This window comes from Demequina capsici (assembly GCF_032102965.1).
GTDB classification, from domain to species: Bacteria; Actinomycetota; Actinomycetes; order Actinomycetales; family Demequinaceae; genus Demequina; species Demequina capsici.
The window spans coordinates 3,021,377-3,048,262 of sequence record NZ_CP134880.1; the positions used below are offsets into that span (position 1 = coordinate 3,021,377).

Below are 26,886 nucleotides of genomic sequence, written 5' to 3' on the forward strand. Positions count from 1 at the left end.
GCTCGTTAAGAGCCCCGCTCCCGGAGCGAGCCTTGTTCGAGCACCTCAGCTGGCTGCTCGTGCTGCGGCGACGCGTTCGGCTGCCTTGCCGGGGTCGGTGTCGAACACCACGGTCTCGCCCGCGTCGATCTTGCGGCGCTTCTCCCGTTCGATCTCGCGGTAGACGGTCGCGCGGCCGATGTTGAACAGTTCCGCGAGCTCGCCCTGCGTGTGCTCCCCCGTCGCGTGCATCTCGACGAGGTGCTTGCGCTGCGCGGCGGTGAGCTTCGGCTTCCGGCCCTTGAGCCGGCCCTTCGCCTTCGCGACGGCCATCCCCTCGCGGGTGCGGGCACGGATCAGGTCGGCTTCGAACTCGGCGACCATGCCCAGGACGTTGAACAGGAGCCGGCCGACCGGGTCGTTCGGGTCGTGCACGGATCCGCCGAGGGACAGGGCCACCTGCTTGCGGGTGAGCTCGTCGACGATGTCACGTGCGTCCGGCAGGCTGCGGGCGAGGCGGTCGAGTTTCGTGACGACGAGCGTGTCGCCCGCCCGCACCGCCGCGAGAGCCTTCTCCAACTCCGGGCGAGCCCGGTTCGTACCCGTCAAACCGTGGTCGACGTAGATGTCCGCCTCAGCGACACCAAGCGCCGTGAGCGCATTCCTCTGCGCCGTGACGTCCTGGTCGACCGTGGAGACTCGTGCATACCCGATCAGCATGAACCCACTGTCTCAGAAGGGGGCGACAAACGGGCTCAGCGGGTCGGGATCATCGGAGTCTGCACACGCGCGCACTCTTGTGCGTCGCCGTGCATGGCGCGTACTCTTGAGTCATGAAGATGCTCCTCGAACTCGACCTCCCCGCGGGATCAACCATGCTCGTCGAGGACGGTGCGACCCTAGAGGCTTCGCTGAACGAGGAGCTCTCGGCAGCGTTCGCGACAATCCTGGCATCCACGCCGGACTACTCGAGCGTCCCCCAGGATGACCTGGACGTGATGGTCGCGGAGTCCGGCCTCGACGCCGCCTCGCAGTCGCAGGTGCGCGCCTCCTGGGCCGAACCGAAGAAGCTCGCGCTCGCGCAGCAGGCGCGTGACGCCGAATCACTCGCCATGACCGCCCGTGCCGCACTCACCATCGCGGAAGCAGCCGACCGTGAAGGCGTGAGCAGGTCCACCGTGTCCCGACGCATCCAGCGGCGTGAGCTCCTCACGGTCGCCGGCGCCCGCGGACGCGTGCTCCTGCCGCTGTGGCAGTTCACGCAGAAGGGGCCGCTTCCCGGTTTGGAGGAGATCATCCCGTCTCTCCTCGGCGCCGATCCGGTCGGTGTGACGAACCTCGTCGCGGCGCCTCAGGAACTTCTCGGCGGCGCGTCGATCGTCGCGTGGCTCACCGACGGCGGGGACGTCACTCCGGTGCGCGACATCGTGGAGGCCGAAGCTCGGTGGTGAAGGTCCCGCAGAAGCCGGGCGCCCTCTCGTTCGAGCCAGCCGATCTCATGACGTATGACGGTCCGCTGTGGCGCATCGTCCGCACGACCGGCCTGTACACGCACGCCTGGAACGACGGTCGTGCTTGGGGTCCGCTCCCCGCCATGCGCTGGGATCCGCACCATCCTCCCGCTTCGGGTCAGCCTGACCGGGCCGTCCTCTACATGGCGACGACCGTCAAGGCCGCGGTCGCAGAGGCGTGGGCTAGGAAGCGCCGCATCGACGTCCGCACCGGCTCCCCCATCGTCGTCCGAGCCACACCGGCCCAGCCGCTCGACCTGCTCGACCTCACCGGCGACTGGCCGATCAGGAACGGCGGCGGCGCATCACTGCCGCATGCACCCCTCCCCGTATGCCGCACTTGGGCGCGGGCGATCCTCGACGCCCGGCCGGACCTTGACGGCTTGTACTCGTCGTCGACGATGACGGGCGTGAACGTGACGCTGTTCCCTGCTGGCATCGCGAAGCTGCCGAGCTCGCCAGACATGGCCGCCCCCGCCATCGACGTGAAGGTGCGGGCGCTGCTCGAGGCGATCGCTTCCGAAATCGGCTACGTGTCGGACGCGCGACCAGCGCCGGGACCCTCGGGCCAATAGGCGCCCCTTCACCGGGCACCGTTTCGGGCAGACCTATCGGGCACCCTGACTTCGTGCTCACCGGCCGCCACCAATGCTTGCTCCCCGGGAAGCCCGATAGGCGATCGGCTAACGGACACATGGCGGGAAGACCGCGGAGCGCGGTGCCCCTGTCTGCCAATGAACCACGGCCGTCCAACGCGCACGGGTGCTGTGGACCGTGTCAGGGGTGTGAAGTAGTGTGTGAAGCATGGCAAATCGAGAGCACTTCCGCCCATTTACAGGGGCGAGTGGACGCAAGATAGAGCTTGCCAACCCGCCGCTGGCGCTCGTGCTGGTCCAGATCCGCTGGCCCGAGCATGCGCGGTTGGCGCGAGACTTCGAGACGCTCGCTTTGGATTTCGGGGCGCGGCTCGAGGACTTCCCCCTGTTTGAGCGTCGCAATGAGCAGGGCATAGAGATCACGCCGCAGGGTGTCAGGCAGTTCAGCGGCGACTCCGCCTTCCAGTGGCAGACAATCGACGAAGTATGGACTGTGAGTCTTACGCGCCACTTTGTGACGGTTCACTGCATTCGGCATGCCGGCTACGGGTTTGGGGAGTTGAAGGCGCACCTGGAGCGCGTCGTTGGTCTCGTTTCGGACGTGCTGCAGGTCAAGAGCGTGAACCGCGTTGGCCTGCGCTACGTCAATCGCTTGTCGTCCCCTACAGTCCTTGCGCGTCTTCACGAGGCATTCAAACCGGAGGTCCTTGGATACTCGCGACTGCAATGTGGTGAGGACGTCGCGCTTGCGCAGACCATGAGTCAGGCACTGTACGAGGTCGACGATGTCAAGCTCCAGTCGCGTTCGGGCACCCTCGGCCCGGGTCAGACGGTCGATCCGTCCGTTGCGCCGCTCACTGACGAATCCTGGGTCCTCGATATTGACGCTTCGGTCGAACGCAAGGCGATTTTCGACGCGAGCGAAATCATGGCGACTGTGAGCCGTCTTGCGGATGTCGACTACGACTTCTTCACTCTGGTCGTGGAGGAAGGCGCCGAAGCCATCCTGGAGGGAGCGGACTGATGCGGGCTCTTACCGCATCAACGAGCCTGGGCATGACGGGTGCCATGGCGCTTTTCAGCGTCTGGCCCGGAGTGATGGAGTCCGCGGTCTATGAAGCTCCTGCAATGCATGACGTGGAGTTCCATGCGGATTGGATGATGACCTCCGGTGGGCAGACGTCCACGTCGGGCGTCTTCATCGGCCTGCGCGCGGAGACTGACGTACCAGATGGTGCTGCGATGGCTCAACAACTGAAGGACGAGTCAGGGCTTACGGCGGATCAACTTGGCAAGATGCTCGGTGTCACACGTCGGTCTGTGCACAACTGGGCCGCTGGTGCCGCGATTGCACCCAAGCACCAGGCGCGGCTGCAGCAACTCCACGATCTCGTGTTTGAGCTCGAGGCGACGAACCTTGCAGAACGGAGAGACATCCTCCTCGACTCCGCCACGGGCCCGAGCCTGTATCGGCAGTTCGCGGATGGCACCACTCGGGCGGCCCGTGTCGAGTACCCCGTCCCGATGATTGAGCGGTTCGCGTAGTTCAATGGGGCTTGAGGAGGAGTCGTCGCGGTTGGTCTGGGCAAGCGCTGCTCAGGGCGACATTCTCGCCTTCAGCGAAGTTCACTTCCTCGAAGGGCCGTCCGGGCCGCCTGAAAAGTATCTTCCGGAGGTCGGCATCGCGCTGATGAGCCAGACTTGCGACCTCGTCAGGGGTCGGCCGGAAGATCGTGTACTCATAGCGCCTGTCCGACATGCGCTCGACGCTGCGGAGTGGTCGGCCATCAAGCGCGGCCAGAAGCCGCTCCTGGTGCTCGTGGGTGAGAATCTGGACCTTGTCGCTGAAGTGGACCGAATGGTCTCAGTACCGCGCTCACGGCTCGGGGACACGCAAGTCATTGACCGCACGTGTACGAAGCAGAGCGGCAAAGATGCTGCGCTGCTCGCGGCGAGGATAGCCCGCGCTCTCTCTCGCTTCGCCTTCCCGGACCTCGTCCACCAGGCTCTTCGACGCCTGCAGAAGAAGATCCAACTGGGCTATGGGAAGACCACCTTCTTCGCTCAGACGCTCGAAGTGATCGACGAGTTTCGAGTTGCGAGCGCTGGATGGGAGAACCCGGCCTCGGACCTGACGCTTTACGCGATCATCGGCGCCGAAGCGCTGCCTGATGCAGCATCGGCGCCGCGGGGCTGGGTGTGGCAACCGTCCACAGTCGCAGGGCTCAAACCGAGCGAGCACCCGGACCACATCAAGCTTGAGCGAGTGTCGGAGCTCATCGTTATCAACATCGACGCGCGCAACGATGCCGCGCTCGTCCACTTGTGGCAGAAGTGGCAGGAGCTGCTCCAGGTCGAGTGCCTGGGCCCCGACTCGAGCGATTCGGCCTCGGTAGAACTCGTAGTTGTCTCGGGCGACGATCTCCGTTACTCCGAGTTCGTGAGCACGCAGCCGCTCGACTTCTCGACCCTATCTCTGCTTGCCGGGGCAGGTGAGAAGTAGTCTCGTTGCCGCGCGTTGGTCGCACGCCAATCAGAAGCGCCCGGGCCTGCCCCACGATCGATTGACTGGGGTGGTCAGGCCGCGAGGGCGACCTGTTGGGTAGCGCAGTCGGCGACATGGTGGAGTTCTGTAGCCGACGCACCTCTGGCGGTTGCTCCGGGCTGACCCAGGTGGGTTTGCCGGCGCCCGAGTAACCCGCTTGCTCGGCTGACGCTTCTGCATTCCCAAACCAACCGCGGTTCCGTCGTCTTGCGACGCGCCAATCAGTCGGGCCGCTGGAGGTGGCGCGGCTTCGCTTCATACAAATGCCGATCGATCACGAGCGCCTTCACCTTCCGGGATCCGATTGTCGTGTTCCGGAGGTAACGGGTGGCATTGCCGTCGAATGCGATCCCCTTCAACGCGTAGACCACTGCTGATGCGCCGGGCCATCCAAGCAGGTCGGCCACGACGTTCGGCTCGAACTTGACCACGTCCGTCCGCCCGCCTGGTATGTGCACGAAGCCAAAGCTGCCGATCCTCAATGCGCCAGGCCTTGGATCGTCGAGGTCGAGCGTGGCGCGCCCCGACTCGACGCAACCTCGAATGCATGCCAGCACGGTGCTGGCGTCGGAGCCGAGCGCCACCCGGGTCGACGTCTGCTCGAGACCGTTCGGGGTCCATGCCGGAGATGGCGCAAGTAGGGGCTCCATCGAGACCCACACCTGACGTGCGCTTGCGAAGCGCTTCAGGCCGCGCGTGACTCCTGTGAGGTCGCTCACACGCACTCGCCTTCCACCGTCGTGGAAGACCCACTCTGCGCCGTCGGTGTAGATCAGATTCGACAGGCGTGACAGCTCGGCGTACTGGCGGTGGTTCGGGTTGCTGGGGCGCCACTCGAACGGCTCGAGGCCTGCGTTACGCGCCTTGACTTCGACGAAGCCCACTTGTCGGTCGTTGATGTACACCGCGAAGTCGGGCCGTCGGCTCAGTACCTCGATGTTGAACTCGGGAGTGACGGCGATGGCGCACCCTGTGATCTGCTCGAGTGCATCCTTGAGAAACGCCGCGACGGGCACCGCCACTTGTCGTTCTGGCTGGCTGTTCGCATGCGTCAGGTTGTCATCGATCCACCTGAGCATGCGCGCATAGATGGGCGCGACTTCGTTCGCCGTCACGGTCAGACCTCCTTCGAGCAGGGCAGGGCTTTGGCTGGCGCGACGATGACCGGCGCAAGGGCGATGCGGTTGCGACCAGTGGAGTGCATGCACCCCATGGACGTCGTCGGCGAACAGCATGTCAGCGGGGGGAGACACGAAGCGTCGCCATGTGGCGTGAGGCCAGAATGAAGATTCCCGTCAACCGTCGCGGGCGACGAGGACCAACGAGTTTCGTCTGATCCGCATGGGAGGCAGGCTCCAAGTCCCGGCGTGCGGAGCGAGGAAGGTGCCCCGGCGTCGCACCAGTCCACGTCCAAGCGAGGGGCCAGCCGCCTTCGGGCGAGTGCCGTTCCGAGACTCGCGGGCCAGGCTGCAGGCGGCGGGAGCGGCGCGCATCGACCTGCGGATCCTGCGCGGCGGTCAGCGACATCGGAAGGCTTCGCTGCCGGCACGGGCCCCGCCCCGCAGCCCACAGGGCCGAGCAGTGGCACCGCAGTCTGCACGCGATCACCTCGCGCTCCCGCGAGAAGCAAGGACCAAGACGCGGGAGGCTGAACTCCCTCGAACCCCTCAAGACCTGGGGAAAAACGGCGTCAAAATGCCGGGACATTTCCCCCCATTTCTTGACGGGTTTTCTACGCGGTGTGCGCCGCAACCGACCCGGATCGCTGGTGACGGGTCGAGGCATCTTCGTTCGTCCGTGTCCTCAGGGGCGAAGGACGCTCGCGCGTTTCGCCTCCCCAAGCCCTCGGGAAAGCAAGGACTCGGTCGAGCATCGGAATCGTACTTTCCCGGGCTTGTTTCCTGCAGGCGAGGCTTGCCCCGACGGCAATGTGCCGTCGACATCGCAGAGTGCAATCGCAGCAACGCTCACCGTTCCAGCGTCGGGGTCGCCCATCAGCCCCGGGGGCCGCACTTCTTGCCGACTGTGGGTTCGAAACGCCGGGGCCGGTTGCATCGGGCGAGGTGGGGATCCTCACGGGCTCGCGACCTCGCCATTTGCGTCAGCCAGGTCTGGGGGCCCACCTGATTTCAGTCGGCATCGACGATGCGGTTCGGGTCAACCGCGGCGTAATATTTGCGGGTCGTAGCGACCTCACCATGTCCGACGGCTGCGGCGACCTTCTCCATGGGTACCCCCTGCAGTGCGCGGTTTGTTACGTAGGTGCTGCGGAGGGCGTGCGGGGTCCAACCCGCGAGCTCCGTGTCGGCGAGCCGCTTGCGCCAGGTGGCGTGCACGGTGTGGGGAGACAGCCAGCCGCCCTTCTCTCCGGAGAACACGCGAATCTTCTCTGGTCCCGCTTGGGTGCGCCGGCGTTCGAGCATGTTGCGGACAGTGGAGTTCTTGGTGCGGACAGTTCTATTCCCCCTGCTTGTCTTCGCCATGTCTTGTCTTCTGGCGCCGCCTCGCACCGCGGACACGACGGTGCCGGAGATGCTCACGATCACGGCGTCTTCGTCGAAGGTGATGTCTGACCAGCGGAGAGCGAGAACCTCCCCAACGCGCGCCCCAATGCTCTGCTGCAGTACCGCTGCGTCAGACTCGGTGGAAGGGAAGCGGATCGTGTTGCCGTCCATATCCGTGGCGCGTTCCATCAGGCAGAGAATGAGGATGCGCAGTTGATCAGGGGTGAGCGCGCGCGGCGCTGGGCGTCGCTTCGGAGGGGCAGCGCGCAACCCTGCAGTGGGGTCGCGGTCGATCACACCGTCGGCGAGCGCGCGCCGCATGGCTGCGACCACGACGGTTTGCGCGAGCCGGTGGCTGGTAGGAACACCCTCATACGCCTCGCGCATGAGGGCGCCAAGTTTTGACGGCGTGAGGTCATGCAGAGGCGCGTCGCCCGCCGTCGCGATGATCCGCTTGACTGCACTGCGATAGTTCACGAGCGACTGCTCACGCACGTGCCCCTCAGCGGTGACGGCCTCGAGGTGGGTGCGGATCATCGCGCCGAGAGTGATGGTCGACGCGGCTGCGGGTCCGGCGACGGATGCGTCCAGCAGTTGCTGGGCCGCGGACTGTGCGCGGGCCCGTGCTTGGCCTCGCGTCGGCGCCGACCGGCTGACAGATCTCTTGGCGCCGCTCCACAGGCGCACATGCGCGATCGTCGTGTACGCGCCCGTCGCGGTGCGCTCGGACCGGTCAGTGAGGGTGATCTGACCCGGCAGCAGTTCGCGCCCGCGCACTACGCCACTGCCACCCGGTCAAGCCACGCCTGGATGTCCGAGGGGCGGTAGCGGATGGCGCCGCGGCTGAGACGCAGGTGGGGAGGGGCGCCGTGCTCCGGCTGCTTCCTTGGGTCGGCGCGCCAGCCTTCAAGGGTCCTCGGGCTCAAGTGGAGGAGGGCCGCCGCGCCGCGCGTGTCGAGCAGCGGCTCGGAGAGTGCATGTGCGTTGTATGTGTCCATGTCTTGTCATATGCGTGGCGTACGAGCTCAGGCCCCTTGCGGCGGGCTGCTCTACACGTTCTCTGCACGAACTTACGCGTATGCGGGCGTCGCGAGAGGGGCGTGAGCGTAGAGGTGTCCGATGTGTACTACCTGGTAGAAAGTCAGATTCGTGGCCGTAGCGGTCTACGGAGAAACTGGTCGAAATCGCGCTTCCCTAACAGGGGGTTAGGGGTTCGAGTCCCCTAGGCTCCACCATCGGGCCCGACGCATGAGCGTCGGGCCTTCGTCGTCCCCCGGCCCCGCCGATGCCGACGCCCTGGGAACGCGCCGTCACGCCCAGGTGTTCTCCGTGCATGACGACGATCGTGACGGCTCCCTCGTTCGGCGGGCCAGAGGTCCTCACCCTCGAGGAGACGGACCTGCAGGCGCCAGGCCCGCAGCAGGTCGCGATCAAGGTCAGGGCCATCGGCGTGAACCCTGCCGACTGCAAGCACCGTGCCGGCAGGTTCGGCGGCAGCGTCCCGGTCCGGCTCGGGTCCGAGGCGGCGGGCGTCGTCACGGCCGTCGGTGAGGGCGTGACCGATGTCTCCGTGGGTGACGAGGTCATCGCGTACAGGGCGCCAGGCGCCTACGCGACGGATCTCGTCGTACCGCGCAGGGCGGTCGTGCCCAAGCCTGTCTCCCTCGCGTGGGTGGACGCTGCCGCTCTGCTACTCGCTGGGGTGACCGCCGTGCACGCGCTCGAGGCCACACACGTCGGCGCCGACGACACGGTGCTGATCCACGGTGCCGCAGGGGGAGTCGGGCAGATGGCCGTGCAGCTGGCGCGCCTGCGCGGCGCGCGCGTGATCGGCACGGCGGGGCCTTCGGGTGCTGCGATCGTGTCCGACCTCGGCGGTGAAGCCACACCGTACGGTGATGGCCTCGCGGAGCGGGTGACGGCGCTGGCGCCTCAGGGCGTGACGGTCGCCCTCGATCTGATCGGCACGGACGAGGCGCTCGCCGCCTCGCTCGCCGTGGTCGACGACCGGGAGCGCATCGCGTCCATCGTGCCCCGGGCGGCGGCCATGGATGCCGGGATCCAGGTGCTGGGCGGCGGTGCCGGCGCTGATCCCGGAACGCAGATCCGCGAGGCCGCGCGCGTCGAGCTGACGCGACTCGCGGCGGAGGGCGCGATCCGCGTGAAGGTGGTGCGCACGTTCAGGCTCGCCGACGTGGCCGAGGCTCATCGCTTCCTCGAGCGCGGGCATGCGGACGGCAAGGTGGTGCTCCTGCCGTAGGGCAGGCCGATGCACGTCCGGCAGGGCGGCGCACGCGTGTCCGGTTGTGGGAGCCTTGTCCGAGTCGTGCCTGCCAGCGACCCGGTTCGCTGGGTGACGCGGCCCACAGACCCTCGCGCGGGAGCGCATGCGCCGCTAACGTTCTCGCAAAGGAGAAGAGCCGAGGGGCACAGGTTCTCCGCTGGGGGCACACATGGCAGTGGTCGTCGACGGCGCTCGTCGCGCACGCGAGCGTGAGCGCGCGTGCGGATCGCATGGACGCGTGGGCGATCCGACCCGCGTGCGGCGCACCGCGCACTGCCGGCGCGGGGCCGACGCATGAACGGGACTCCGCCGTTGTCCCAGCTCGCGGCCGAGCTGGAGAGTCAGATGGGGCCGACCATCGCCCAGGCGGTGACCGGCGTGGATCCGACGGGAAGCGCGCGTCTGGCCAGCCAGGTGAGGCTTGCGCACGCCACCTGGACCGTCGCCTTCACGGCGATGGGCCGCGATCGGGCGATCGAGTGGATCACGAAGCCGAATCCGCTGCTCGGGGGCCGCACACCGCTGTGCGCGATCCGTGATCTCGACGCCGCCGCATTGCACTGCGCGACAGTGCTCGTGGCGTACTCGCACCGGGTCTGACGCAGCGTTCGCTGGGCCGCTTCCGACCGGGGCTGGCGTCAGGGGACGATCGGACCGCCGCGAAGGCCCGGATTGAGCGACGCCTCGGCGCCAGGCTCGCGCGGGACGAACCCTGAACCGCCACCGCCGCACACCTGGCAGTCGCGCGGGGTCTGCCCGGTGCGGCCGCGCGGGGAGTCCTGCCATGAGTGCCCGCACGTCGGCGACGTCCACCACACCCGCTTCATCGAGCGCGCCGAGACGTCGTCAGCAGTCAGGGGCGCGTTGCGCTCCAGGTCGAACTCCTTGGCCAGGTCGGGCCACCGCGTCGCAAGCGACGGACGCGTGAAGATACCCATGGTCACCCCTTCGTTCCCGTGTGCCTTCCACGATCCCACACGCGGTGCTACCTTGCGGACATGGACATCCGCACCGCCTTCGCCCTCGACACGCTCGGTCGTGGCGAGGCGGCGCGACAGCGCGCGACCCCCCTCGGGTCGGTCGCGCAGCCACGCCCCCTGCCGTGACCGGCGCGCTTGTCGCGGGCATCGTCGCGGGTCTCGCGGTCGCGATCCCGGTGGGTGCCATCGCGGTCCTCGTCATCTACCAGTCGGCTGAGCATGGGTTACGCACCGGCGCTGCGGCGGCTCTGGGCACGGCTTCCGCCGACGGGGTGTACTCGATCGTCGCCGTCGTGCTCGGTGCGGCGGTGGCTCCCCTGGTGGCCTCGGTGCAGACTCCGCTGCGGGTCGTGTCCGCCGTGACGCTCGCGGGTCTCGCCTTCGCGATGCTGCGACCGGTCTGGACGCCGACGCGTCCCGCGATGCCGTCGGGCGTGGCGCGCGCGGTGGCGACGCCGTGGCGGACGTACCTCGTGTTCCTGGGTCTCACCATGGCGAACCCGACGACCGTGATCTACTTCGCCGCCCTGGTGGCCGGCGCGACGCTCGGGCCGGATCCCGCGACCGCCGACCGGTTCGCGTTCGTGCTCGGCGTCCTCGGCGCGTCCGCGGTGTGGCAGCTCACGCTCGCGCTGCTGGGCTCCGCGCTGCGCAGGCTTCTCATGACTCCGGGCGCGCGTCGCTGGTCCGCGCTGATCGGCGGTGTGCTCGTGCTGGGTCTGGCAGTCAAGGTCGCCATGGGCTGGTGAGCACGCGCATCCCCTGATCTGGGGGCTTCCCGAGGGTGCGGCGTGCAGGTACCGTCGGCAGTGCGCCGAAGGGATCGGTGGCGTGGCGAAGCTTTCCACAGCCGGGGGCTGACGGGCTCGCGCCTCGTCGACGACGCCTAGTGTTCCCTCAGGCCATGCACCGACACAGGGGGAACCACATGAGCACCACGCCGGAATGGCACGACGACCCGACCGCGCCCGGCACCGGGCGCAGGCGCTACTGGGACGGGGCGCAGTGGTCGGACTGGGTGATCGACCCGGGCTCGCAGGAGCCGCGGTCGTTCCCGGTGGCTGAAGCCCAGGCCCAGGTCGCCTCTCAGGCCCATCCTCAGGAGAATCCCACCGAGGTGCTGCCCACCGCGGGCGCCGAGTCGATCCCGCCGGCAACCGCCGCCGACTATGTGGCGGCCGAGTCGACGGTGGCGATGCCGGCCGACGGCACCTTCGCCGCCGGCGAGCCGGCGAAGCGGAGCAAGGTGCCCCTGATCGTCGGGATCGTCGTCGCGGTGGTGCTGGTGCTCGTGGTCGGAGGGATCGCGGCGGCGTCGTTCGTCTTCAACCGGGTGTCCGACGCGGTGTCGGACGCGGTCGCGTCGGCGAGCTCGCAGATGAGCGACCTGAGCGATGGGCTCGTAACGTCGGGCCCCGACGAGGCCGGTTACGTCTCCTACGTCCACGCGTACCTCGACGGCACCGACTACGAGTCGCAGCTCGACGGCGTCAGCGATGCCGACCTGGTCGACATGGGCTACGGCATCTGCGAGGCGACGGATCCGATGTCCGCGCAGGAGTTCGCCTCGTACTACGAGGATGCGTGGAACGTCGACGGTGGGGAGCTCAACGCCACCGCCGTCGAGGGAGCCCAGTGGTACCTGTGCGACAACGACCGCCTCACCGAGTACTGGGCGTCCGACTCCAGCACCTCCGACCCGACCGCGTCGGCCGATGGTCTCGACTACGCAGACATGCCCAGCGACGACGACCCGGAGGCCATGTATCTCTGGATGCTGGGCATCTGGGACGCCGGGCTGGACGACTCGACCGCGCTGGACGCCGGCTACTGGGTGTGCGCTCAGTACGACGCCGGCGCAGCGGACAGCGTCGACTCGATGACGGGCCTGCTCGACGCGACCAAGGAGCGGTACGGGGTGGACGACATGGCCGCCGCGGGCGTGATGTACACGGCGATCGAGCTGTGCCCCGAATGGACCGACGCCGTGACCTCCGTCGAGGGCTGAACCCGCCCCTCGCGCTGCGGTCCTGCCTCAGCCGCGTTCAGCGGGGGCGGGCACGGCTGCGACGCGTGGTTGCAGGATCCGGCGCACCGCGAGTCCCACGAGCAGCGCCCAGAACGCGGAGCCGATACCCACGATCGCCACGCCCGACGCGGCGAGCAGCAGCGTGATCGCCGCGGGCACGCGGTCCCGCGCCTCCGCCATCGCTCCGGAGGCGGACGTTGCGAACGTGCCGAGCAGCGCGAGTCCCGCCACGGATTCGAGCAGCCCCGCGGGCGCGGCGTCGACCAGCGCGGTCAGGGTGGCCGCGACCACCGCGATCCCCAGGTAGGCCCAACCTGCGGTGGCGGTCGCGACCCACCGTCGCTGTGGTTCAGGGTGGGACTCGGGCGAGGCAGGCAGAGCGGCGGTGATCGCGGCCAGGTTGATCGCGTGCCCGCCGAAGCCGGCGGACGCGAGCGTGCCCGCGCCGGTGACCAGCATCGTCTCCTTCCACGGGGTCTCATAGCCGGCGGCCTTGAGGACTGCGACGCCTGGCACGTTCTGCGACGCCATGGTCACCACGTACAGCGGCACGGCGATCCCGAGCACGCCGGCCCAGGTGAGCGCGGGCGCGGTGAGCACGAGTGCCGGCGCGGTGAGCGCCGCTCCCCCGCTCCGCGCGGTCGCAGCGATCATGATGACCAGTGCCACGCCGAACGTCACCGGCGTGGCCCACCGTGCCGCGAGGCGCTGCATGAGGATCCACACCAGGATCAACGCTCCGACGAGCCACGGCTGGTCGGCGAGCGACGCGAAGGGCGCCAGGCACAGCGGGAACAGGATGCCCGCGAGCATCGCCTGGGCGATCGTGGGCGGGATCATCCCGATGAGGCTTCCGAGCGGGCGGACCAGGCCCGTGGCGACGATGAGCACGCCCACCACGAGGAAAGCCCCGACCGCCGCCGGCCAACCTCCGGCGACGGCACCCTGGCTTGCCAGGAGCGCGGCGCCTGGGGTCGACCATGCGAGCGTGAGGGGAGCACGGTAGCGCCAGGTGAGCCACAGCATGCCGAGCGCCTGCGTGATGCAGAGGATCGCGAGCCCGGACGCGGCCTGCTCGGGTGTCGCGCCCACGCCTCGAAGCCCCGCGAGCACCACCGCGAAGGAGCTGGTGAAGCCCACGAGCGCGGTGACAAGGCCCATGGCGATCGTGTGACGGCGCGGGTGTTCCATGAACGGAACGATAGTTCAACCGTTCTGAGAACGGAACACCGGATACGCTGAGCCCATGGATCCCGACGAGCTCGCTCCCCTCGTCGGAGATCGTCTGCGCGCGGTGCGCGCCGACCGCGGACTGTCCCTCAACGCCCTCGCCGCCGCCGCGGGCATCGGCAAGGGATCGCTGTCCGAGATCGAGCGCGGAAGCCGCAACCCCAACCTGTCCACGCTGTACGCGCTCGCGAACGCGCTCGACCTTCCGCTCGCGTGGTTGCTCGCCGAGCGCCCCGGCGCGGAGGTCGGAGCACCCGGGATCGAGACCGTGCTGCTCGGCACCACCGGCTCCGTGGACGACGCGGTCGAGGTGTACATGCTCCGCCTCACCCCGGGCACGGTTCATCGCTCGTCCGCGCATGGGCCGCACGTCGTCGAGCACCTGGTGGTCACCAGGGGAGTCGCACGTGTCGGCAGGTCAGGAGGCGAGGTGATGGTGAAGACCGGTGAGCACTATGACTGGGTCTCCGACACGGAGCACACCTACGAGGCGGTCGGCGGGCCCGCGGAGGCGGTGCTCGTGATGAGGCGCGTCCCCGCCAGCTGAGGACGCCGAGGCTCGTGGACCGTGAGGCCCCTCCTGTGGGACACTGTCCGCGACGAAGGGGAGTAGCTCCCAGCGATCCGCGAGGATCCGAACCCGTGTCGACACACTGGCGCCCAGGCGCCCGGGACGGGTTCCTGGCCGAGGCCGGGTGAGCGAGACCTTCGGCACGCTGTCAGCGTGCCGAGGCGACCCCGGAACCGCTCGGCACGACCGTTCGAACCCGAGAGGGCTCCTCGTTGTCGATCCTCACACTGCTCCTCACCGCCCTGGGAGTCTCCGCCGACGCGTTCGCCGTGTCCGTGGGCAAGGGGCTCCACCTGCGTCGCCTCGTGTGGCGTCCCGCGTTGCAGCTCGCCATCACCTTCGGCGTCTTCCAGGCGGTCATGCCCGTCATCGGCTGGCTGCTCGCATCCACGTTCGCTGCACAGATGGCGGCCTTCGATCACTGGATCGCCTTCGGCCTGCTGACGGCCATCGGCGCGAAGATGCTCTGGGAGGCGCGGTCGGCCGACGAGGACGATGTAGCGGAGGAGGTCCCGGATCACGAGGTGACGATCGGGATGCGGGAGCTCCTGGTGCTCGGGGTGGCCACCAGCATCGACGCGCTCGCCGTGGGAGTCTCGTTCGCGTTCCTGTCGGTGGACATCGTGGCGGCGGTCCTCGTGATCGGAGCCGTCACCTTCGTCGCCTCGCTCGCGGGCTACCGGGTGGGACATCACGCGGGGAGGCATCTGAGGTCCTGGGCGGAGATCGCCGGAGGCCTGGTGCTGATCGGCATCGGTGTGCGCATCCTCATCGAGCACCTGGCGGCCGGCTGACGGGCTTCACGGATGCGACGAGGCCCCGGACCGATCGGTCCGGGGCCTCGTGACGTGCCTTGCGAGGCGTCTGCGGGGCTCAGCCCTCGTCGTCGGCCTTCGCAGCAGGCTTCTTGGCAGGAGCCTTCTTGGCGGGCGTCTTCTTGGGCGCCATCGCCTCGTCCTTGCGCTCCTCAGCGGTGAGGCCGTCCTCGCCCGTGCCGCCCTCGTCCTCCCAGACGTCCTCGGCACCGTCGATCGTCTCCGCGAGCTCGACGGCGGCCTGATGCCGCGCCTCGTCGACCGTGGCGGCGAACTTCTTCGCCTCGGCGGTCGCGGTCGCCTTCACCCGCTCGATCGCGGGACCGGCCTGGTCGGCGATCTTCTTCGCCTCGTCGACCGCGGTCTCGCGAACCCGCTCGTACGCAGGGCCCGCCGCCTCCTTCGCCTTCGCGTAGGTGGGGCCGAGCTGGCCCATCGCCTTGTCCCAGGCCGGTCCGGCGGCGTCCATGACCTGCTTGGAGGTGGTCTGCGCCGCGTCCGACACGGTGGCGAACGCCTTCTTCATGGCGGAGGTGGTCATGTCTGTCGCCTTGTTGACGTCGTGGCGGAGCTTCGCAGGGAAGTCCTCGCTCGGGTCCTCGAGCTCCCAGTCGTCGTCACCGGCCCAGGCATCGCGGCCCGGGTCGCGACGGGCCCACGCCACGAGCGCTGCTCCGGCGGCGCCGGCGATGGCGATCGGTATCAGCACCTTGGCTGCCGAGCCCTTCTTCCTGGGGTCCTCGGCCGCGGCGTCGACGGCCGCGATGACCGCCGGGATCGCGGCGCCGACGATGGCGGCGTGCGCGACGTCGACCCACTCCGACGTGGTGTCTCCCGCCTTGTGCACGTAAGGCCGCGCCTTCTTGGCCCCGGCGTGATACGCCTTCTCCGCACGAGGCTTGGCCCACTCGATGGCCTCCTCGAGCCGCGGGGCCGCCCACTCCTTCGCGTGCTCCACCTGCGGACCTGCCCAGTCCTTCGCGTGCTTCGCGGCCTCGACTGCGGCGGCGGCCGCCTTGTCGGCTGCCTCCTTCGCCACCTTGGCGGCCTCCTCGGCCTGCTTGCGGTAGCGCTCCGCATCGATGTCCAGCTTCGCCCGTCCCATGGAGAGCCTCCCCTTCGCGGTTGGTATGCCTTTTACCTATCGTGCCACCTGCAACACGGCCTGGCGAGGCCTTATGCCACAATGACGAGCATGATCGCAACGTTCCAGACCACGGCCGGAGACATCCGCGTCGAGCTGTTCCCGAACCACGCCCCTGTCACGGTGGCGAACTTCGTCGGCCTCGCCACCGGTGAGAAGGAGTGGAAGGACCCGGCGACCGGTCAGGCCAGCCACGAGCCGTTCTACGACGGCCTCGTCTTCCACCGCGTCATCGACGGCTTCATGATCCAGGGCGGCTGCCCTCTGGGCACCGGAACCGGCGGCCCCGGCTACAACTTCGACGACGAGATCCACCCGGAGCTCACGTTCAACAAGCCCTACCTGCTCGCCATGGCGAACGCGGGCAAGCGCGTCAACCCGATCACCGGCAAGCCCGCGGGCACCAACGGCTCGCAGTTCTTCATCACCGTGACCAACCCCGACTGGCTCAACGGCAAGCACACCATCTTCGGCGAGGTCGCGGACGACGAGTCGAAGGCCGTCGTGGACAAGATCGCCACCACGCCTACGGGCCCCGGCGACCGCCCGGTCGAGGACGTGATGATCACGTCGGTCACAATCTCCGAGTAGTCGATGAGCGTGCAGGGTGGCGGGACCGCCATGGAACCCGTGTGCCCCCGCCACCCTGACCGCGTCTCCTACGTCTCCTGCCAGCGCTGCGGGCGTCCCACCTGCCCGGAGTGCCAGACCCCGGCTCCCGTCGGCGTGATCTGCGTGGACTGCGCACGTCAGGCGCGGCAGCAGGCCCGGCCGGTCGTGAACCGGCTGGGCTTCACCTCCGCCTTCGGCAAGCCGGTCGTGACCTACGCGATCATCGGCCTCAACGTGGCGGCGTACCTCTACGGAACACTCGTGCTCGGCTCCTCCGCCTGGGCGGCGAAGTGGGGCATGATCCCGGGTCTCAACGGCGAGCTCGGGGGCGCCGGCGAGGAATGGTACCGCTGGATCACCTCGGGATTCCTGCACTTCAGCATCTTCCACATCGGCATGAACATGCTGGTGCTGTTCCAGTTCGGGAGCCAGCTGGAGCCGATCCTGGGGCGCGCGCGATTCGCCGCCCTGTACATCCTCGCGCTGCTCGGGGGATCGTTCGGAGTGGAGCTCCTGGCGAGCTCGGGTGTCCATGGCGGCGCCTCAGGTGCGATCTTCGGCCTCTTCACCGCGTACGCCGTCGTGCTCTACAAGCTCAAGCTCGACTACCGCTCGGTGCTCACCACCGCGGTGCCCTGGCTGGCGCTCGGCTTCATCGTTCCCGGCATCTCGTGGGAAGCGCATGCCGGCGGCGCCGTCACGGGCACGGTGGTCATGCTCGCCATGCTGCATTGGGTGGACAACCGCCAGCGCGCACGTCGCTGAGCTCGTGCCGCTGACCTCGCGACGCTGAGCTCGCGACGCTGAACGCGGCCGGCGAGGGGCCCCTCCGCCTCCACTCCACAGGATCCGTCGAACAACGGCGCTCCGGCGAAGGGATCCATCCCCAGGCCGAGCATGGGCGGCCGCAGCAGCCTCACGACCGCGCGGCCGGGGATCCCAGGCCGCTGGTCCGCCCGCCGCACGACGCGCATCATTCCTGGTGATTGTGCAAATTGCACGTGACGCCGCTCCTGCTGGATGCCGTCACACCATGCGCGAGAAGTGAATCCCACAGGTGTAGTTATCCCCGATTGTGGATTGCGATGGGGATAACTACACGGGTGTTATTCACATCTCCACCGGGTTATCCACAGAAAACGGTGGACAGTGAAGAACTTCCTCCACAGCCCTGTGGGTGCCGGGGAGGAACCGAGGATGCACGTCGTCCAGAAATGCGAAAGGCGCGCGCCGAGGCGCACGCCCACGCGCGTGTCGGCCGGGGTGACGCGGCGCGATGTCGAGCCGCGCAGCCCCGCGTCGTCCTACTTCCAGCGGGTCAGCAGACCCATCGCCACCGCGAAGCAGCCGAAGCCGATCGCCACGTTCCAGTTGTACAGGGGCAGCGGGTACTGGCCCTGCGTCACGTAGTGCACCACGATCCACGCGAGACCGACCACGAGGAAGGCGACGATCGTCGGCACCAGCCAACGCGGGTTCTCGGACGGCGCCTTGCCCAGGTTCCTGGGCGCCTTGTAGGTGACGCTGTCGTTCTTCTTCTTGGCTCGTGCCACTGTGGTTGCTCCTGAGGCGGGCGCGGGATCCGCGCATTGGGCGGGATGCTGGGAACCAGGTTACCGGCCCACGAAGGGTGCGGCCCCTCCGCCGGTCGGCCGGTCCCCAGGGGTACCCCCGCGCGAGGGCGCTCACGTACGCTGGGACGCATCATGTCCCACGACGCCACAGCCTCCGAGGCGCCATCCCCGGAGCTCGCAGGTCCCCGGCACAGGAGGCGCGGTCCGCACCCGCTCGACCGCGTGCTCGGCGTCGTGGGCGAGCTGCTGATCGCCGCCGGCGTGCTCGTGGGCCTGTTCGTCGTGTGGCAGCTCTTCTACACGGACGTCACGGCGGACCGTGAGCAGGCGCAGATCGTGGAGGACTTCGTCGCCAGCGTCAGCGCCGGTGACACGGGCGGCGCTTCCGGCTCGGGCGACCCCACGGATGACGTCCAGGTGGTCCAGTCGATCCCCGCGGAGTACCAGTTCACCGACGATCCGCCCGTCATGAGCGAGCCTGGCCATGCGGACACGTTCGCGGTCATGTACGTGCCGCGCTGGGGTGCCGACTACGCGAAGCCGATCGGTCAAGGCGTCGACAAGGCAGGCGTGCTCAACGTCATCGGAATCGGGCACTACCCCGGCACGGCGATGCCGGGCGGCCTGGGAAACTTCGCCGTCGCGGGACACCGCACCACCTACGGCAAGCCGTTCGCAGATATCGACCGGCTGCAGGAGGGGGACAGCATCGTCATCCAGACGGCCGACGCCTGGTACGTGTACACCGTGACGAGCCACGAGATCGTGCTGCCCACCGCGGTCGACGTCATCGCGCCGGTGCCTGATCAGCCGGGTGCCTCCGCCGACGGCCGGTACATCACGCTCACGTCCTGCCACCCCCGATTCTCGGCCGCGCAGCGGTGGGTGGTTCACGGACAGCTCGCGTACTGGGCGCCACTGGGTCACGGCGAGCCCGCGGAGATGCTGGAAGGGACCGCATCATGATGTCCACGTGGATCTGGCGACGCCTCCCAGGCAACGTCTGGATCAAGAGCCTGATCGTCGCGATCGCGTTCGCCGCGCTGGTCGCGGTGCTGTTCGAGTGGGTGTTCCCCTGGTTGGAGCCGTATCTTCCTCTCCAGGACCAGACCGTTCAGGGAGGATGACATGACGAGGATCCTCGTGATCGACAACTACGACTCGTTCGTCTACACGATCGTGGGCTACCTGCGTCAGATGGGCGCCGAGACCGTCGTCGTGCGCAACGACGCAGTCCACGAGGCGGGCGATGTCACCGACTACGACGGGGTGCTGATCTCGCCCGGACCGGGCGCCCCCGCCGAGGCCGGATCGTCGATGGACGTCATCAGGCGCTGCGCCGAGACGGGCACGCCGATGCTCGGCATCTGCCTGGGCCACCAGGCGCTCGCCGAGGTGTACGGCGCGGTGGTCAGCCATGCGCCTGAGCTCATGCACGGCAAGACATCCCTGGTGTCCCATCACGAGGGCTCGGTGCTGACGGGCCTGCCGTCGCCGTTCACGGCGACGCGCTACCACTCGCTCGCCGTGGAGAACCCGACCGTGCCGGACGACCTCGAGGTCACGTGCAGCACCGCCAACGGGATCATCATGGGGCTCAAGCACAGGTCGCTGCCGCTGCATGGGGTGCAGTTCCATCCCGAGTCCGTGCTCACCGAGGGTGGCCACAGGCTGCTCGCGAACTGGCTTGAGATGTGCGGCATGCCCGACGCCGAGGCCAGGTCCGCCGGGCTGGGCCCGCTGGTGCGCAAGTAGCCCGAAGAGCGAGCATCGCAACGGTGTCCACGTGATCGCCCCGCGCCTCGGAGCGCTCGCGACGGCCGTCCTCGTCGGCGCCCTGCTGTCGTCGTGCACAGGCGCGTCGCCCGACGCGGGAACGACGACGGGCGGGACGCCGTCGGCATCGGGGCAGGCGTCGTCGTCCGCATCGGCGCTCGACGGCGAGACGACGCTGGCGAGGCTCCACCTCGTGCGCCAGGTGATCGATGCCGACGCCGAGGCCGCGCTCGCGGATCTGGACGCCGCGGTCTACATCGCCTCGCCGACGTTCTCCACGGAGCAGTCCGTGCTCGAGCTCACCGCCGCGCTGGAGCCCGTGGCGGAGGTGCCCGTGCGTGGCGACGCATGGGGGTACGCCCTCACGGTCGTCGACGGTCGCCTGATGTTGACGACGAACGACTGCCTCGCGGAGTCGCTCGGCTGGGCCGAGTGCGCCCACGTCAACACGGTCGCGCACGGCGTGCTCCAGCGCCACCCTGAGACCGCCGCATACGCGCTCGACTTCCATGGGCTGACCGCGGACGCGCAAGGCGACGGGTTCTTCGGGGACCGGTACGTGCCGGTGGCGTGCGATGCGAGCATCGCGGCGTGCGGCCTGTCGGGGGGCACGGAGGGCCCGGATCACGTCTACGACTGCCAGATCGTGCACTACCGGGACGGTGAGCAGGTGTGGTCCTGGTCTGCGCTCGAGCACATGCCGGAAGGCGTCATCGACCAGGCCAGCACCACCGCGGTGTTCAGCGCAAGCGACCCCTTCCACTGCAACTCGATGCAGGTCAGCGACGACGGCGGCACCCTGTACGTCTCGATGAAGGGCGTCAGCACGGTGGTGGCGGTGGACATCGCGACAGGCGAGGTGCTGTGGACCTTCGGCGACTATGCGGGGCCCGAGGCGCTCCAGGTCTCCGACCCCGACGGTCTGCTCGGTGACAGGCAGCTGCTGAGCGGCAACCACGACATCCAGCTGCTCGACGACGGGCGCTTCACCATCTTCGACAACGGGTCGTCCGGCGTGGGGGTCGCCCGGTTCCTCGTGGTCAGCGTCGACGACGGCGTCGCGACGATCGAGCGGGTGGTGGAGGACTCCTCCGGCCGCACCTCGGAGTGCATGGGATCGGCGACGCCCTTGGTGGCCGACGAGAGCCTCTGGGCGGTCTCATGGGGCTGCGGCTCGTCCGGCGTCGAGATCGTGACCGCGGAAGGCGACCCCATCGTGAGGCTGACGGCCGACGGCACCGCGCTGCGCGCGCAGGAGCTGGTCTACGGCATCGGCACGTTCAGCGACGAGATCGCGGCCACGGTCGCCTACCGGGCGCTCGTGGCCCAGCCCGGGCTGGTCGCGGACGCGTAGCGCCGTCCGCTACAGCCAGCCCTTCCACACCGCGATCAGCAGCATGGTCACCAGGAAGCCGACAGGCTGGTTCAGCCACAGGAACGTACGCCAGCCACGGTTCGCGTCCTCGCAGGTGTCGTCGGTGATGCGCCCGAACCGCGCGACCGACAGCACGTACGGCACGACGAGAAGGGCCGCGAGGCGCCCCGGCCACGGAAGCGTCGCGAGCACGACGGCGGCAAGGATGTACCAGCCGAACGCGAGCCAGACCGTCCGCCGCGCACCGAGGTACGTGGCGACCGACGAGATGCCGCCCTCACGGTCGGCCGTCACGTCCTGCACCGCGCCGAATGCGTGGCTCGCCATGCCCCACGTCAGGAACGCGGCCCAGACCTGCCACACGCCCGGATCCGCGATCGGCGCGCCGGCCAGCACCAGCCCGTAGACGAGCGGGCCCACGAAGTGCACCGCGGACGTGATCGAGTCGAGGAACGGCCGTTCCTTGAACCGCAGCCCCGGCGCCGAGTAGGCGACGACCGCGAACACGACCGTCAGGAGCACCACGCCCGCCGCGACCGTGCCCTGCAGCACGAGCCATACGACGAACGGCACCACCGACACGGCCGACGCCCACAGGATCGCGCGATGCACCCGCCTCGCCTGCGCGCGGTCGCGGATCACGTCGCCCTCGATGCCGCCCTTGCGAGGGTTCGCCAGGTCCGACTCGTAGTCGAAGACATCGTTCACGCCGTACATCAGCAGGTTGTACGGGATCAGGAAGAACAGGGTGCCCACGATCAGCACCGCATCGACCTGTCGCGTGACCAGCAGATACCCGGCCGCGAAGGGGAAGGCGGTGTTGATCCACGACACCGGCCGCGACGCCTTGACGATGCTCGCGATCACAGGACCTCCTCGTCACCTTGAGGAGCGACGTCGCCATCACCGCCAGGCGGCACGCCAGGCGCGATCCGTGCCGTCCATGTCCACAGCGCGGGCACCAGCAGGACAGCGCCGATGCAGTACGCGAAGTCCTCGACGGGCGCGATCGGCACCCTCAGCCCCAGGATGAGCGAGTCGTCGTAGTCCACGATCCCCGCCCCCACGATCACGTTGTCGAAGACCGCCGTCAGCGTCATCAGCACCAGCCCGGTGAGCACCAGCGGCCGCCCCGGGAGCCGACGCAGCGCCGGCACGGTCACGAGGCCGATCGCGACGAGGACCATGCCGGACAGGGTCGCGTACGTGATCATGCGTCGACGGCCCGGCTGGTGCCGCCCGGAGGCCCGTCGTCGGGAGCGGAGCGGGTCCGGGCGTCGCGCGAGCGCGAGAACCAGCGCCACAGCAGGAGCGTCTGGTAGGTCAGCAGGACCAGGAAGAGCAGCTCCTCGACCGGGATCTGCGGAGCGAGCCGCACGCCCGTGAGGTACGGAGCATCGCCGATGAAGAAGATGCCCCGCCCCACACCGAGCGCATCCCACGCGAGGAACACGACGACGGCACCCGCCACCGTGACCATGGTGCGCGCCGGCTGCACGAACAGCGCGAGCCTCAGGCGTCGGTCCAGCACGGCCAGCCCCCCGATGCTGATGGCGAGCGCGGCCAGGTACGTCAGGCTCACCCGCCCGCTCCTCGCACGTCGACCACGCCACCCGGCGTGAGGGTGCCGCGAGCGAGCTCGCCGAGCCGGCCTCGACGCGTGGACGACGAGAGGAAGCCCCGGTGCGCCGGCGTCGGCATGGGCGACGCCCCGGTGTCGCCGAGCAGCCGCTTGGCCACCAGCTCGGCGGAGATCAGGCAGATGGGCATGCCGATGCCCGGCACGGTCGACGACCCTACGTACAGCAGGTTGCGCACCTTGGGCGACGCGTTCCCGGGCCGGAACATCGCTGACTGCGCCAGCGTGTGCTCCAGCCCCAGCGCTGAGCCCTTCCAGGCGGACAGCTCGGTGGCGAAGTCCGCCGGCGCGGTGACCTTGAACAGCGTGGTGCGTTCGCGCAGGTCGGGGATCCGTGCCCACGCCGCTACCTGATCAAGGTAGCCCCACGCGAGCTCCTCCAGGTGCGCGCGCGAGTCCTCCGTCGCGCCGAGCGACGGGTCCGCCGGGAACGGCACCAGCATGAACAGGTTCTCGTAGCCGGCGGGCGCTGCGGTCGGGTTCGTGGCCGTCACGCGGGACACGTACAGCGACCCTGGCACCGGCGCCGACAGCTCCCCGTCGCCGACGATCTGTGCGAAGTTCGCGTCCCAGTCGCGGGTGAAGAACAGCGAGTGATGCGCGAGCTCCGGCAGGGCTCCCTTGACACCCGCGAACACCAGCAAGGCGCTCACACCAGGGGAGCGCCGCGCCCAACGTGGCTCGTCCTGCCAGCGGTGCGGCGCCTCGAGCAGCGCGGTCTCGGTGTGATGCATGTCCGCGCCGGACACGACCACGTCCGCCGGCAGGGTCGTGCCGTCGGCGAGGACCACGCCTGACGCGAGGCCGTCGTCCCCCACCACGATCCGGGACACGTCGCAGCCGGTCCGCAGGACAGCGCCCTCGTCGCGGGCGATCCGCGCCAGCGCCTCCACCACCTCGTACATCCCGCCCCGCGGGTACCGGACGCCGTCGGTGAGGTCCATGTGGCTCATGAGCGAGTACAGCGACGGAGCACGGTCGGGCGCCGAGCCGAGGAACACGGCATGAAAGCCCAGGATCTTCCGCAGCCGAGGATCGCGCACATGGCGGTCGATCTTGGCGCCCAGCGGTCGCGTCAGCAGCGAGCCCAGCGCCGGCAGCCTGCGCACCACCTCGCGCGACGCGACCTTCAGCGGGTTCTCGTACGTCGTGTAGAGGAAGCTGTCCAGCGCCAGCCGGTAGAGCGAGTACGAGTCCTCGGCGTACCGCCGCATCGCGGCACCGTCGCCCGCGCTCACCGCGTCGAAGCGTGCATAGTTCGCCTCGGGGTCGGCGACCACGTCCAGCTGCTCCGCAGGCCCGTGCGCGTCGTCGCCCTCGAAGAACACCCGGTAGCGCGGATCCAGGTCCACCAAATCGAGCTCGTCCTCGACCCGTCGACCCATGAGCGCGAAGAACTGGTCGAACGCCTCCGGCATGAGGTACCACGACGGTCCCGTGTCCCACGTGTAGCCCGCCCGCTGCCACCGTCCCGCTCGGCCGCCGAGCTGCGCATGGCGCTCCAGCAGGGTCACCCGCGCGCCGCCACGAGCCAGCAGCCCGGCCGTCGCAAGTCCCCCGATGCCGCCGCCGATCACGACGATCCGGGGGCCGGCGCCGCCCTGCGTCGCTGCGTTCCCTGTCTCGCGTGCGGCCCGTGCGTCCCGTGCGTCCCGTGCGTCCCTTGAGCTCACTGCGCGCTCCTCTCCACACGCGCCCGCCGGCGCGTCACCGTGTTCCGCAACGCGAGAGCCAGCTTCATGCTGTCGGGGACGCGTACGCGCTGCGCGCTGAGGCGCGCCGCCGGCGTGACCGCGATGCGGTCCAGCAGCCGCAGGTAGATGTCGATGGTGGTGCCCACCGCGATCCGAGCGCGGCGGGGCAGGGCGGGCATGCAGCGCTCGGCCGCGTGCACGTCGGCCCTGCAGTCGGCCACGAGCGCCGCCAGGCGGGCATCGTCCAGCGTGTGCGCCGTGACGCCAGGGAAGTACGAACGACCGAGCGCCGACTCGTCGGCCCCCAGGTCCCGCAGGAAGTTCACCTTCTGGTACGCCGCGCCCAGCCTGCGCGCGCCCTCGGCTGCGGTGGGAGGCAACGGTCGCGGACCCTCGCTCGAGTTGAGGAACACCGCCAGGCACATCTCCCCGATCACCTCCGCGGACCCGTGGACGTAGGCGGCGAACGTCTCCGGCGTGTGCACCGTGCGCTCCAGGTCCATGCGCATGGAGGCGAAGAACGGCTCGGTCTGCGCGCGCGTGATCCCCACCTGCGCCGCCGTGCGCCCGAACGCGTGCGCTACCAGGTTCGTGGAGAAGCCCCGGTCGAGAGCCGCATGCACCTCGCGCTCGAACGCGTCCAGCAGCTCGCCGGCGTCGGGACCGCGGTAGGTGTCGACGATCTCGTCCGCCACCCGCACCATCGCGTACACGTCCTCGATGTGACCGCGCATCGCTTTGGGCAGCAGCCGCGTCCCGGTGCCGAAGCTCGTGGAGTAGCGCGCGATCACCTGTGAGGCGGCATCGTGGGCGGTGCGGTCGTACAGCGCGAGGTCGGTGTCGGGCACGTCCGCAGGGGGGCGCGCGTCGGCGTCGTTCACGACACGCGGTCCTCAAGCAGGTCGATGAGCTCGATCAGGTAGCCCGACAGCGGGGCCGGGATCCGTTCGAAGGCGAGCCTGCGGGCCAGGCGCGCGTGGCGGCGGGCGACGCCCATCGCCTGACCGCGCGCACCGGACTCGATGAGGGCCTCCCGCACCTGCGCGGCACCGGCCTCATCGAGGTCGGCGCGACCGAGCGCGGCCTCCAGCACCTCGCGCTCGGCCGCGCTGGCACGGTGGAAGCCCAGGCGCATCAGCTCGGTGCGCTTGCCCGCGCGCAGGTCCGACAGGACGGACTTGCCCGTGACGGACGGATCGCCGAACACCCCCAGGTCGTCGTCGACGATCTGGAACGACACCCCCAGCGAGGTGCCGATGCGCTCCAGGTGCCCGATCATCGTCGGGTCCGCGCCCGCGAGCTGGGCGCCGGCCAGGAGCGGCACCACGAAGGTGTACGTGGCGGTCTTGAGCTCGGCGACGGCGAGCGCGTCGGCCTCCGAGGGAGGGGTGAGGTCGCCGTACGCGTCGAGCAGCTCGCCGGCGATCGTGGTGCGGATGGCCCGCGTGAGCAGGTTGAGGCACGCGAGGCGATGATGCGCCGGCAACGCGGCGGTGGAGATCAGGTCATAGGCCGACGCGATCGCCAGGTCGCCTCCCAGCAGCGCGGCCGACAGCACGTGGTTGTCCACCTGCGCCTGCGTGAGCGGTCCCCCGCTGAGGGCGGCGCGTCGGGATCCCGCGACATTCGGGCGGCCGCGCCGCACCTCGTCGTGGTCCAGGATGTCGTCGTGCACGAGCATCGCCGTGTGAAGCATCTCCATGGCGGCAGCGACGGGCACCACGGCGTCGGGCTCCTCACCGCCGAGCCCCGAGTATGCGGCCAGGGTCAGCGAGGGGCGCAGGCTCTTCCCGCCCTCGAACTGGTCCCCGAGCGTCAGCCACAGGTCGCGGTAGTCCGCACCTGCAGAGGGGAGCCTCGCGGCCTCGACGGACACGTGCTCCGCGATCGTCTCCGCCACAGCATCGAGCCGCCCCCGCACCACCTCGTGCAGCGACTCCACGCTGACAACACGCTCCATCACGTCACTATAGACAGCCGCGCCCGGTGGGACATTCCCACCGGGCGCCGGCTCATGCCTCATCGACA

At 69.1% G+C, this 26,886-nt stretch carries 31 protein-coding genes; 17 read left to right on the plus strand and 14 right to left on the minus strand.

The genetic code is table 11. The features are described from left to right. Positions 1-45: 45 nt before the first annotated feature. Positions 46-699 carry a recombinase family protein gene (locus RN607_RS14320; protein ID WP_313543348.1) on the minus strand — a complete coding sequence of 218 codons (654 nt, stop codon included), beginning with the start codon at positions 697-699 and terminating at the stop codon, positions 46-48. Positions 700-812: 113 nt separating this feature from the next. Between RN607_RS14320 and RN607_RS14325 the strand changes: the two genes are divergently transcribed. From RN607_RS14325 to RN607_RS14345, 5 genes are all read left to right on the plus strand, one after another. Then, positions 813-1,430, plus strand: coding sequence for a hypothetical protein (locus RN607_RS14325; protein ID WP_313543349.1), 618 nt, complete (start codon positions 813-815; stop codon positions 1,428-1,430). Beyond that, entirely contained in the window at positions 1,427-2,065 is a 639-nt protein-coding gene (locus tag RN607_RS14330) for an RES family NAD+ phosphorylase (protein ID WP_313543351.1), read from the plus strand. Before RN607_RS14325 ends, RN607_RS14330 begins: the two co-directional genes overlap by 4 nt. Positions 2,066-2,294: 229 nt before the next feature. After that, on the plus strand, positions 2,295-3,110 hold the full coding sequence (locus RN607_RS14335) for a TIGR04255 family protein (RefSeq protein ID WP_313543353.1): 816 nt from the start codon (positions 2,295-2,297) through the stop codon (positions 3,108-3,110). A gap of 32 nt (positions 3,111-3,142) precedes the next feature. Beyond that, the gene (locus RN607_RS14340; RefSeq protein WP_313543355.1) at positions 3,143-3,631 is read left to right on the plus strand and encodes a hypothetical protein; all 489 of its coding nucleotides are present in this window, start codon (positions 3,143-3,145) and stop codon (positions 3,629-3,631) included. 4 nt (positions 3,632-3,635) lie between these two features. Then, a complete protein-coding gene (locus RN607_RS14345; RefSeq protein ID WP_313543357.1) occupies positions 3,636-4,589 on the plus strand; it encodes a hypothetical protein in 954 nt (317 codons plus the stop codon). A gap of 263 nt (positions 4,590-4,852) precedes the next feature. Here RN607_RS14345 and RN607_RS14350 read toward each other — a convergent pair whose 3' ends face one another. From RN607_RS14350 to RN607_RS14360, 3 genes are all read right to left on the minus strand, one after another. Continuing rightward, complete coding sequence (locus RN607_RS14350; RefSeq protein ID WP_313543359.1) at positions 4,853-5,746, minus strand: hypothetical protein; 894 nt, start codon at positions 5,744-5,746, stop codon at positions 4,853-4,855. 1,014 nt (positions 5,747-6,760) lie between these two features. Beyond that, a complete protein-coding gene (locus RN607_RS14355; RefSeq protein WP_313543361.1) occupies positions 6,761-7,630 on the minus strand; it encodes a tyrosine-type recombinase/integrase in 870 nt (289 codons plus the stop codon). A 281-nt stretch (positions 7,631-7,911) separates the two neighbouring features. Further along, entirely contained in the window at positions 7,912-8,133 is a 222-nt protein-coding gene (locus tag RN607_RS14360) for a helix-turn-helix transcriptional regulator (RefSeq protein WP_313543363.1), read from the minus strand. Between the two features lie 335 nt (positions 8,134-8,468). Here RN607_RS14360 and RN607_RS14365 point away from each other — a divergent pair, with 335 nt between their 5' ends. Both RN607_RS14365 and RN607_RS14370 read left to right on the plus strand, forming a co-directional pair. Then, positions 8,469-9,395, plus strand: coding sequence for a quinone oxidoreductase family protein (locus RN607_RS14365; RefSeq protein ID WP_313543365.1), 927 nt, complete (start codon positions 8,469-8,471; stop codon positions 9,393-9,395). Between the two features lie 318 nt (positions 9,396-9,713). Beyond that, a complete protein-coding gene (locus tag RN607_RS14370) occupies positions 9,714-10,019 on the plus strand; it encodes an antitoxin Xre/MbcA/ParS toxin-binding domain-containing protein (protein ID WP_313543367.1) in 306 nt (101 codons plus the stop codon). 38 nt (positions 10,020-10,057) lie between these two features. Here the strand turns inward: RN607_RS14370 and RN607_RS14375 are convergent, their stop codons facing one another. Then, complete coding sequence (locus RN607_RS14375; RefSeq protein ID WP_313498367.1) at positions 10,058-10,357, minus strand: zinc-ribbon domain-containing protein; 300 nt, start codon at positions 10,355-10,357, stop codon at positions 10,058-10,060. 164 nt (positions 10,358-10,521) lie between these two features. On the opposite strand from RN607_RS14375, the gene RN607_RS14380 reads away from it, so the two are divergent. Together RN607_RS14380 and RN607_RS14385 are read left to right on the plus strand one after the other, a co-directional pair. After that, complete coding sequence (locus tag RN607_RS14380; protein ID WP_313543369.1) at positions 10,522-11,148, plus strand: LysE family transporter; 627 nt, start codon at positions 10,522-10,524, stop codon at positions 11,146-11,148. A 179-nt stretch (positions 11,149-11,327) separates the two neighbouring features. After that, complete coding sequence (locus RN607_RS14385) at positions 11,328-12,407, plus strand: hypothetical protein (RefSeq protein ID WP_313543371.1); 1,080 nt, start codon at positions 11,328-11,330, stop codon at positions 12,405-12,407. Between the two features lie 27 nt (positions 12,408-12,434). Here the strand turns inward: RN607_RS14385 and RN607_RS14390 are convergent, their stop codons facing one another. Then, positions 12,435-13,619 (minus strand): benzoate/H(+) symporter BenE family transporter, encoded by a 1,185-nt coding sequence (locus RN607_RS14390; RefSeq protein WP_313543373.1) that lies wholly within the window; start codon positions 13,617-13,619, stop codon positions 12,435-12,437. Between the two features lie 55 nt (positions 13,620-13,674). Here RN607_RS14390 and RN607_RS14395 point away from each other — a divergent pair, with 55 nt between their 5' ends. After that, positions 13,675-14,205 (plus strand): helix-turn-helix domain-containing protein, encoded by a 531-nt coding sequence (locus RN607_RS14395; RefSeq protein ID WP_313543375.1) that lies wholly within the window; start codon positions 13,675-13,677, stop codon positions 14,203-14,205. A gap of 236 nt (positions 14,206-14,441) precedes the next feature. After that, on the plus strand, positions 14,442-15,023 hold the full coding sequence (locus RN607_RS14400; protein WP_313543378.1) for a manganese efflux pump MntP: 582 nt from the start codon (positions 14,442-14,444) through the stop codon (positions 15,021-15,023). A 79-nt stretch (positions 15,024-15,102) separates the two neighbouring features. Here the strand turns inward: RN607_RS14400 and RN607_RS14405 are convergent, their stop codons facing one another. Continuing rightward, the gene (locus RN607_RS14405) at positions 15,103-16,149 is read right to left on the minus strand and encodes a hypothetical protein (RefSeq protein ID WP_313543379.1); all 1,047 of its coding nucleotides are present in this window, start codon (positions 16,147-16,149) and stop codon (positions 15,103-15,105) included. A gap of 90 nt (positions 16,150-16,239) precedes the next feature. On the opposite strand from RN607_RS14405, the gene RN607_RS14410 reads away from it, so the two are divergent. Further along, positions 16,240-16,779, plus strand: coding sequence for a peptidylprolyl isomerase (locus RN607_RS14410; protein ID WP_313498386.1), 540 nt, complete (start codon positions 16,240-16,242; stop codon positions 16,777-16,779). A gap of 3 nt (positions 16,780-16,782) precedes the next feature. Then, entirely contained in the window at positions 16,783-17,565 is a 783-nt protein-coding gene (locus RN607_RS14415; protein WP_313543381.1) for a rhomboid family intramembrane serine protease, read from the plus strand. Between the two features lie 539 nt (positions 17,566-18,104). On the opposite strand, the gene RN607_RS14420 is transcribed toward RN607_RS14415, so the two are convergent. Beyond that, positions 18,105-18,353: a cell division protein CrgA gene (locus RN607_RS14420; protein WP_313543383.1), complete on the minus strand. Its 249-nt coding sequence runs from the start codon at positions 18,351-18,353 to the stop codon at positions 18,105-18,107. Between the two features lie 153 nt (positions 18,354-18,506). Between RN607_RS14420 and RN607_RS14425 the strand changes: the two genes are divergently transcribed. From RN607_RS14425 to RN607_RS14440, 4 genes are read left to right on the plus strand one after another with little or no spacing between them, the layout of a single operon-like run. After that, entirely contained in the window at positions 18,507-19,340 is an 834-nt protein-coding gene (locus tag RN607_RS14425; protein WP_313543384.1) for a class E sortase, read from the plus strand. Beyond that, complete coding sequence (locus RN607_RS14430) at positions 19,337-19,501, plus strand: hypothetical protein (protein ID WP_313543385.1); 165 nt, start codon at positions 19,337-19,339, stop codon at positions 19,499-19,501. The genes RN607_RS14425 and RN607_RS14430 overlap by 4 nt, the downstream gene beginning before the upstream one ends. A gap of 1 nt (position 19,502) precedes the next feature. Beyond that, complete coding sequence (locus RN607_RS14435) at positions 19,503-20,129, plus strand: aminodeoxychorismate/anthranilate synthase component II (protein ID WP_313498396.1); 627 nt, start codon at positions 19,503-19,505, stop codon at positions 20,127-20,129. A 31-nt stretch (positions 20,130-20,160) separates the two neighbouring features. After that, the gene (locus RN607_RS14440; protein ID WP_313543386.1) at positions 20,161-21,504 is read left to right on the plus strand and encodes an aryl-sulfate sulfotransferase; all 1,344 of its coding nucleotides are present in this window, start codon (positions 20,161-20,163) and stop codon (positions 21,502-21,504) included. A gap of 9 nt (positions 21,505-21,513) precedes the next feature. Here RN607_RS14440 and RN607_RS14445 read toward each other — a convergent pair whose 3' ends face one another. From RN607_RS14445 to RN607_RS14470, 6 genes are read right to left on the minus strand one after another with little or no spacing between them, the layout of a single operon-like run. Beyond that, on the minus strand, positions 21,514-22,389 hold the full coding sequence (locus RN607_RS14445; protein WP_313545450.1) for a prenyltransferase: 876 nt from the start codon (positions 22,387-22,389) through the stop codon (positions 21,514-21,516). Beyond that, positions 22,389-22,739, minus strand: a complete 351-nt coding sequence (locus tag RN607_RS14450) for a lycopene cyclase domain-containing protein (RefSeq protein ID WP_313543388.1) — start codon at positions 22,737-22,739, stop codon at positions 22,389-22,391. Before RN607_RS14450 ends, RN607_RS14445 begins: the two co-directional genes overlap by 1 nt. After that, on the minus strand, positions 22,736-23,107 hold the full coding sequence (locus RN607_RS14455) for a lycopene cyclase domain-containing protein (protein ID WP_313543389.1): 372 nt from the start codon (positions 23,105-23,107) through the stop codon (positions 22,736-22,738). The genes RN607_RS14450 and RN607_RS14455 overlap by 4 nt, the downstream gene beginning before the upstream one ends. Next, positions 23,104-24,837, minus strand: a complete 1,734-nt coding sequence (gene crtI, locus RN607_RS14460; protein WP_313543391.1) for a phytoene desaturase family protein — start codon at positions 24,835-24,837, stop codon at positions 23,104-23,106. The genes RN607_RS14455 and crtI overlap by 4 nt, the downstream gene beginning before the upstream one ends. Continuing rightward, positions 24,834-25,739 (minus strand): phytoene/squalene synthase family protein, encoded by a 906-nt coding sequence (locus RN607_RS14465; protein ID WP_313543393.1) that lies wholly within the window; start codon positions 25,737-25,739, stop codon positions 24,834-24,836. Before RN607_RS14465 ends, crtI begins: the two co-directional genes overlap by 4 nt. After that, positions 25,736-26,818: a polyprenyl synthetase family protein gene (locus RN607_RS14470; RefSeq protein WP_313543395.1), complete on the minus strand. Its 1,083-nt coding sequence runs from the start codon at positions 26,816-26,818 to the stop codon at positions 25,736-25,738. Before RN607_RS14470 ends, RN607_RS14465 begins: the two co-directional genes overlap by 4 nt. Positions 26,819-26,886 lie beyond the last annotated feature (68 nt).

Bases quoted from the DNA above. Each gene is read 5' to 3' on its own strand.
- RN607_RS14320 (WP_313543348.1), bottom strand. From the start codon at position 699: ATGCTGATCGGGTATGCACGAGTCTCCACGGTCGACCAGGACGTCACG.
- RN607_RS14325 (WP_313543349.1), top strand. From the start codon at position 813: ATGAAGATGCTCCTCGAACTCGACCTCCCCGCGGGATCAACCATGCTC.
- RN607_RS14335 (WP_313543353.1), top strand. From the start codon at position 2,295: ATGGCAAATCGAGAGCACTTCCGCCCATTTACAGGGGCGAGTGGACGC.
- RN607_RS14340 (WP_313543355.1), top strand. From the start codon at position 3,143: ATGACGGGTGCCATGGCGCTTTTCAGCGTCTGGCCCGGAGTGATGGAG.
- RN607_RS14345 (WP_313543357.1), top strand. From the start codon at position 3,636: ATGGGGCTTGAGGAGGAGTCGTCGCGGTTGGTCTGGGCAAGCGCTGCT.
- RN607_RS14360 (WP_313543363.1), bottom strand. From the start codon at position 8,133: ATGGACACATACAACGCACATGCACTCTCCGAGCCGCTGCTCGACACG.
- RN607_RS14365 (WP_313543365.1), top strand. From the start codon at position 8,469: ATGACGACGATCGTGACGGCTCCCTCGTTCGGCGGGCCAGAGGTCCTC.
- RN607_RS14370 (WP_313543367.1), top strand. From the start codon at position 9,714: ATGAACGGGACTCCGCCGTTGTCCCAGCTCGCGGCCGAGCTGGAGAGT.
- RN607_RS14375 (WP_313498367.1), bottom strand. From the start codon at position 10,357: ATGGGTATCTTCACGCGTCCGTCGCTTGCGACGCGGTGGCCCGACCTG.
- RN607_RS14385 (WP_313543371.1), top strand. From the start codon at position 11,328: ATGAGCACCACGCCGGAATGGCACGACGACCCGACCGCGCCCGGCACC.
- RN607_RS14390 (WP_313543373.1), bottom strand. From the start codon at position 13,619: ATGGAACACCCGCGCCGTCACACGATCGCCATGGGCCTTGTCACCGCG.
- RN607_RS14395 (WP_313543375.1), top strand. From the start codon at position 13,675: ATGGATCCCGACGAGCTCGCTCCCCTCGTCGGAGATCGTCTGCGCGCG.
- RN607_RS14405 (WP_313543379.1), bottom strand. From the start codon at position 16,149: ATGGGACGGGCGAAGCTGGACATCGATGCGGAGCGCTACCGCAAGCAG.
- RN607_RS14410 (WP_313498386.1), top strand. From the start codon at position 16,240: ATGATCGCAACGTTCCAGACCACGGCCGGAGACATCCGCGTCGAGCTG.
- RN607_RS14415 (WP_313543381.1), top strand. From the start codon at position 16,783: ATGAGCGTGCAGGGTGGCGGGACCGCCATGGAACCCGTGTGCCCCCGC.
- RN607_RS14425 (WP_313543384.1), top strand. From the start codon at position 18,507: ATGTCCCACGACGCCACAGCCTCCGAGGCGCCATCCCCGGAGCTCGCA.
- RN607_RS14430 (WP_313543385.1), top strand. From the start codon at position 19,337: ATGATGTCCACGTGGATCTGGCGACGCCTCCCAGGCAACGTCTGGATC.
- RN607_RS14435 (WP_313498396.1), top strand. From the start codon at position 19,503: ATGACGAGGATCCTCGTGATCGACAACTACGACTCGTTCGTCTACACG.
- RN607_RS14450 (WP_313543388.1), bottom strand. From the start codon at position 22,739: ATGATCACGTACGCGACCCTGTCCGGCATGGTCCTCGTCGCGATCGGC.
- RN607_RS14470 (WP_313543395.1), bottom strand. From the start codon at position 26,818: ATGGAGCGTGTTGTCAGCGTGGAGTCGCTGCACGAGGTGGTGCGGGGG.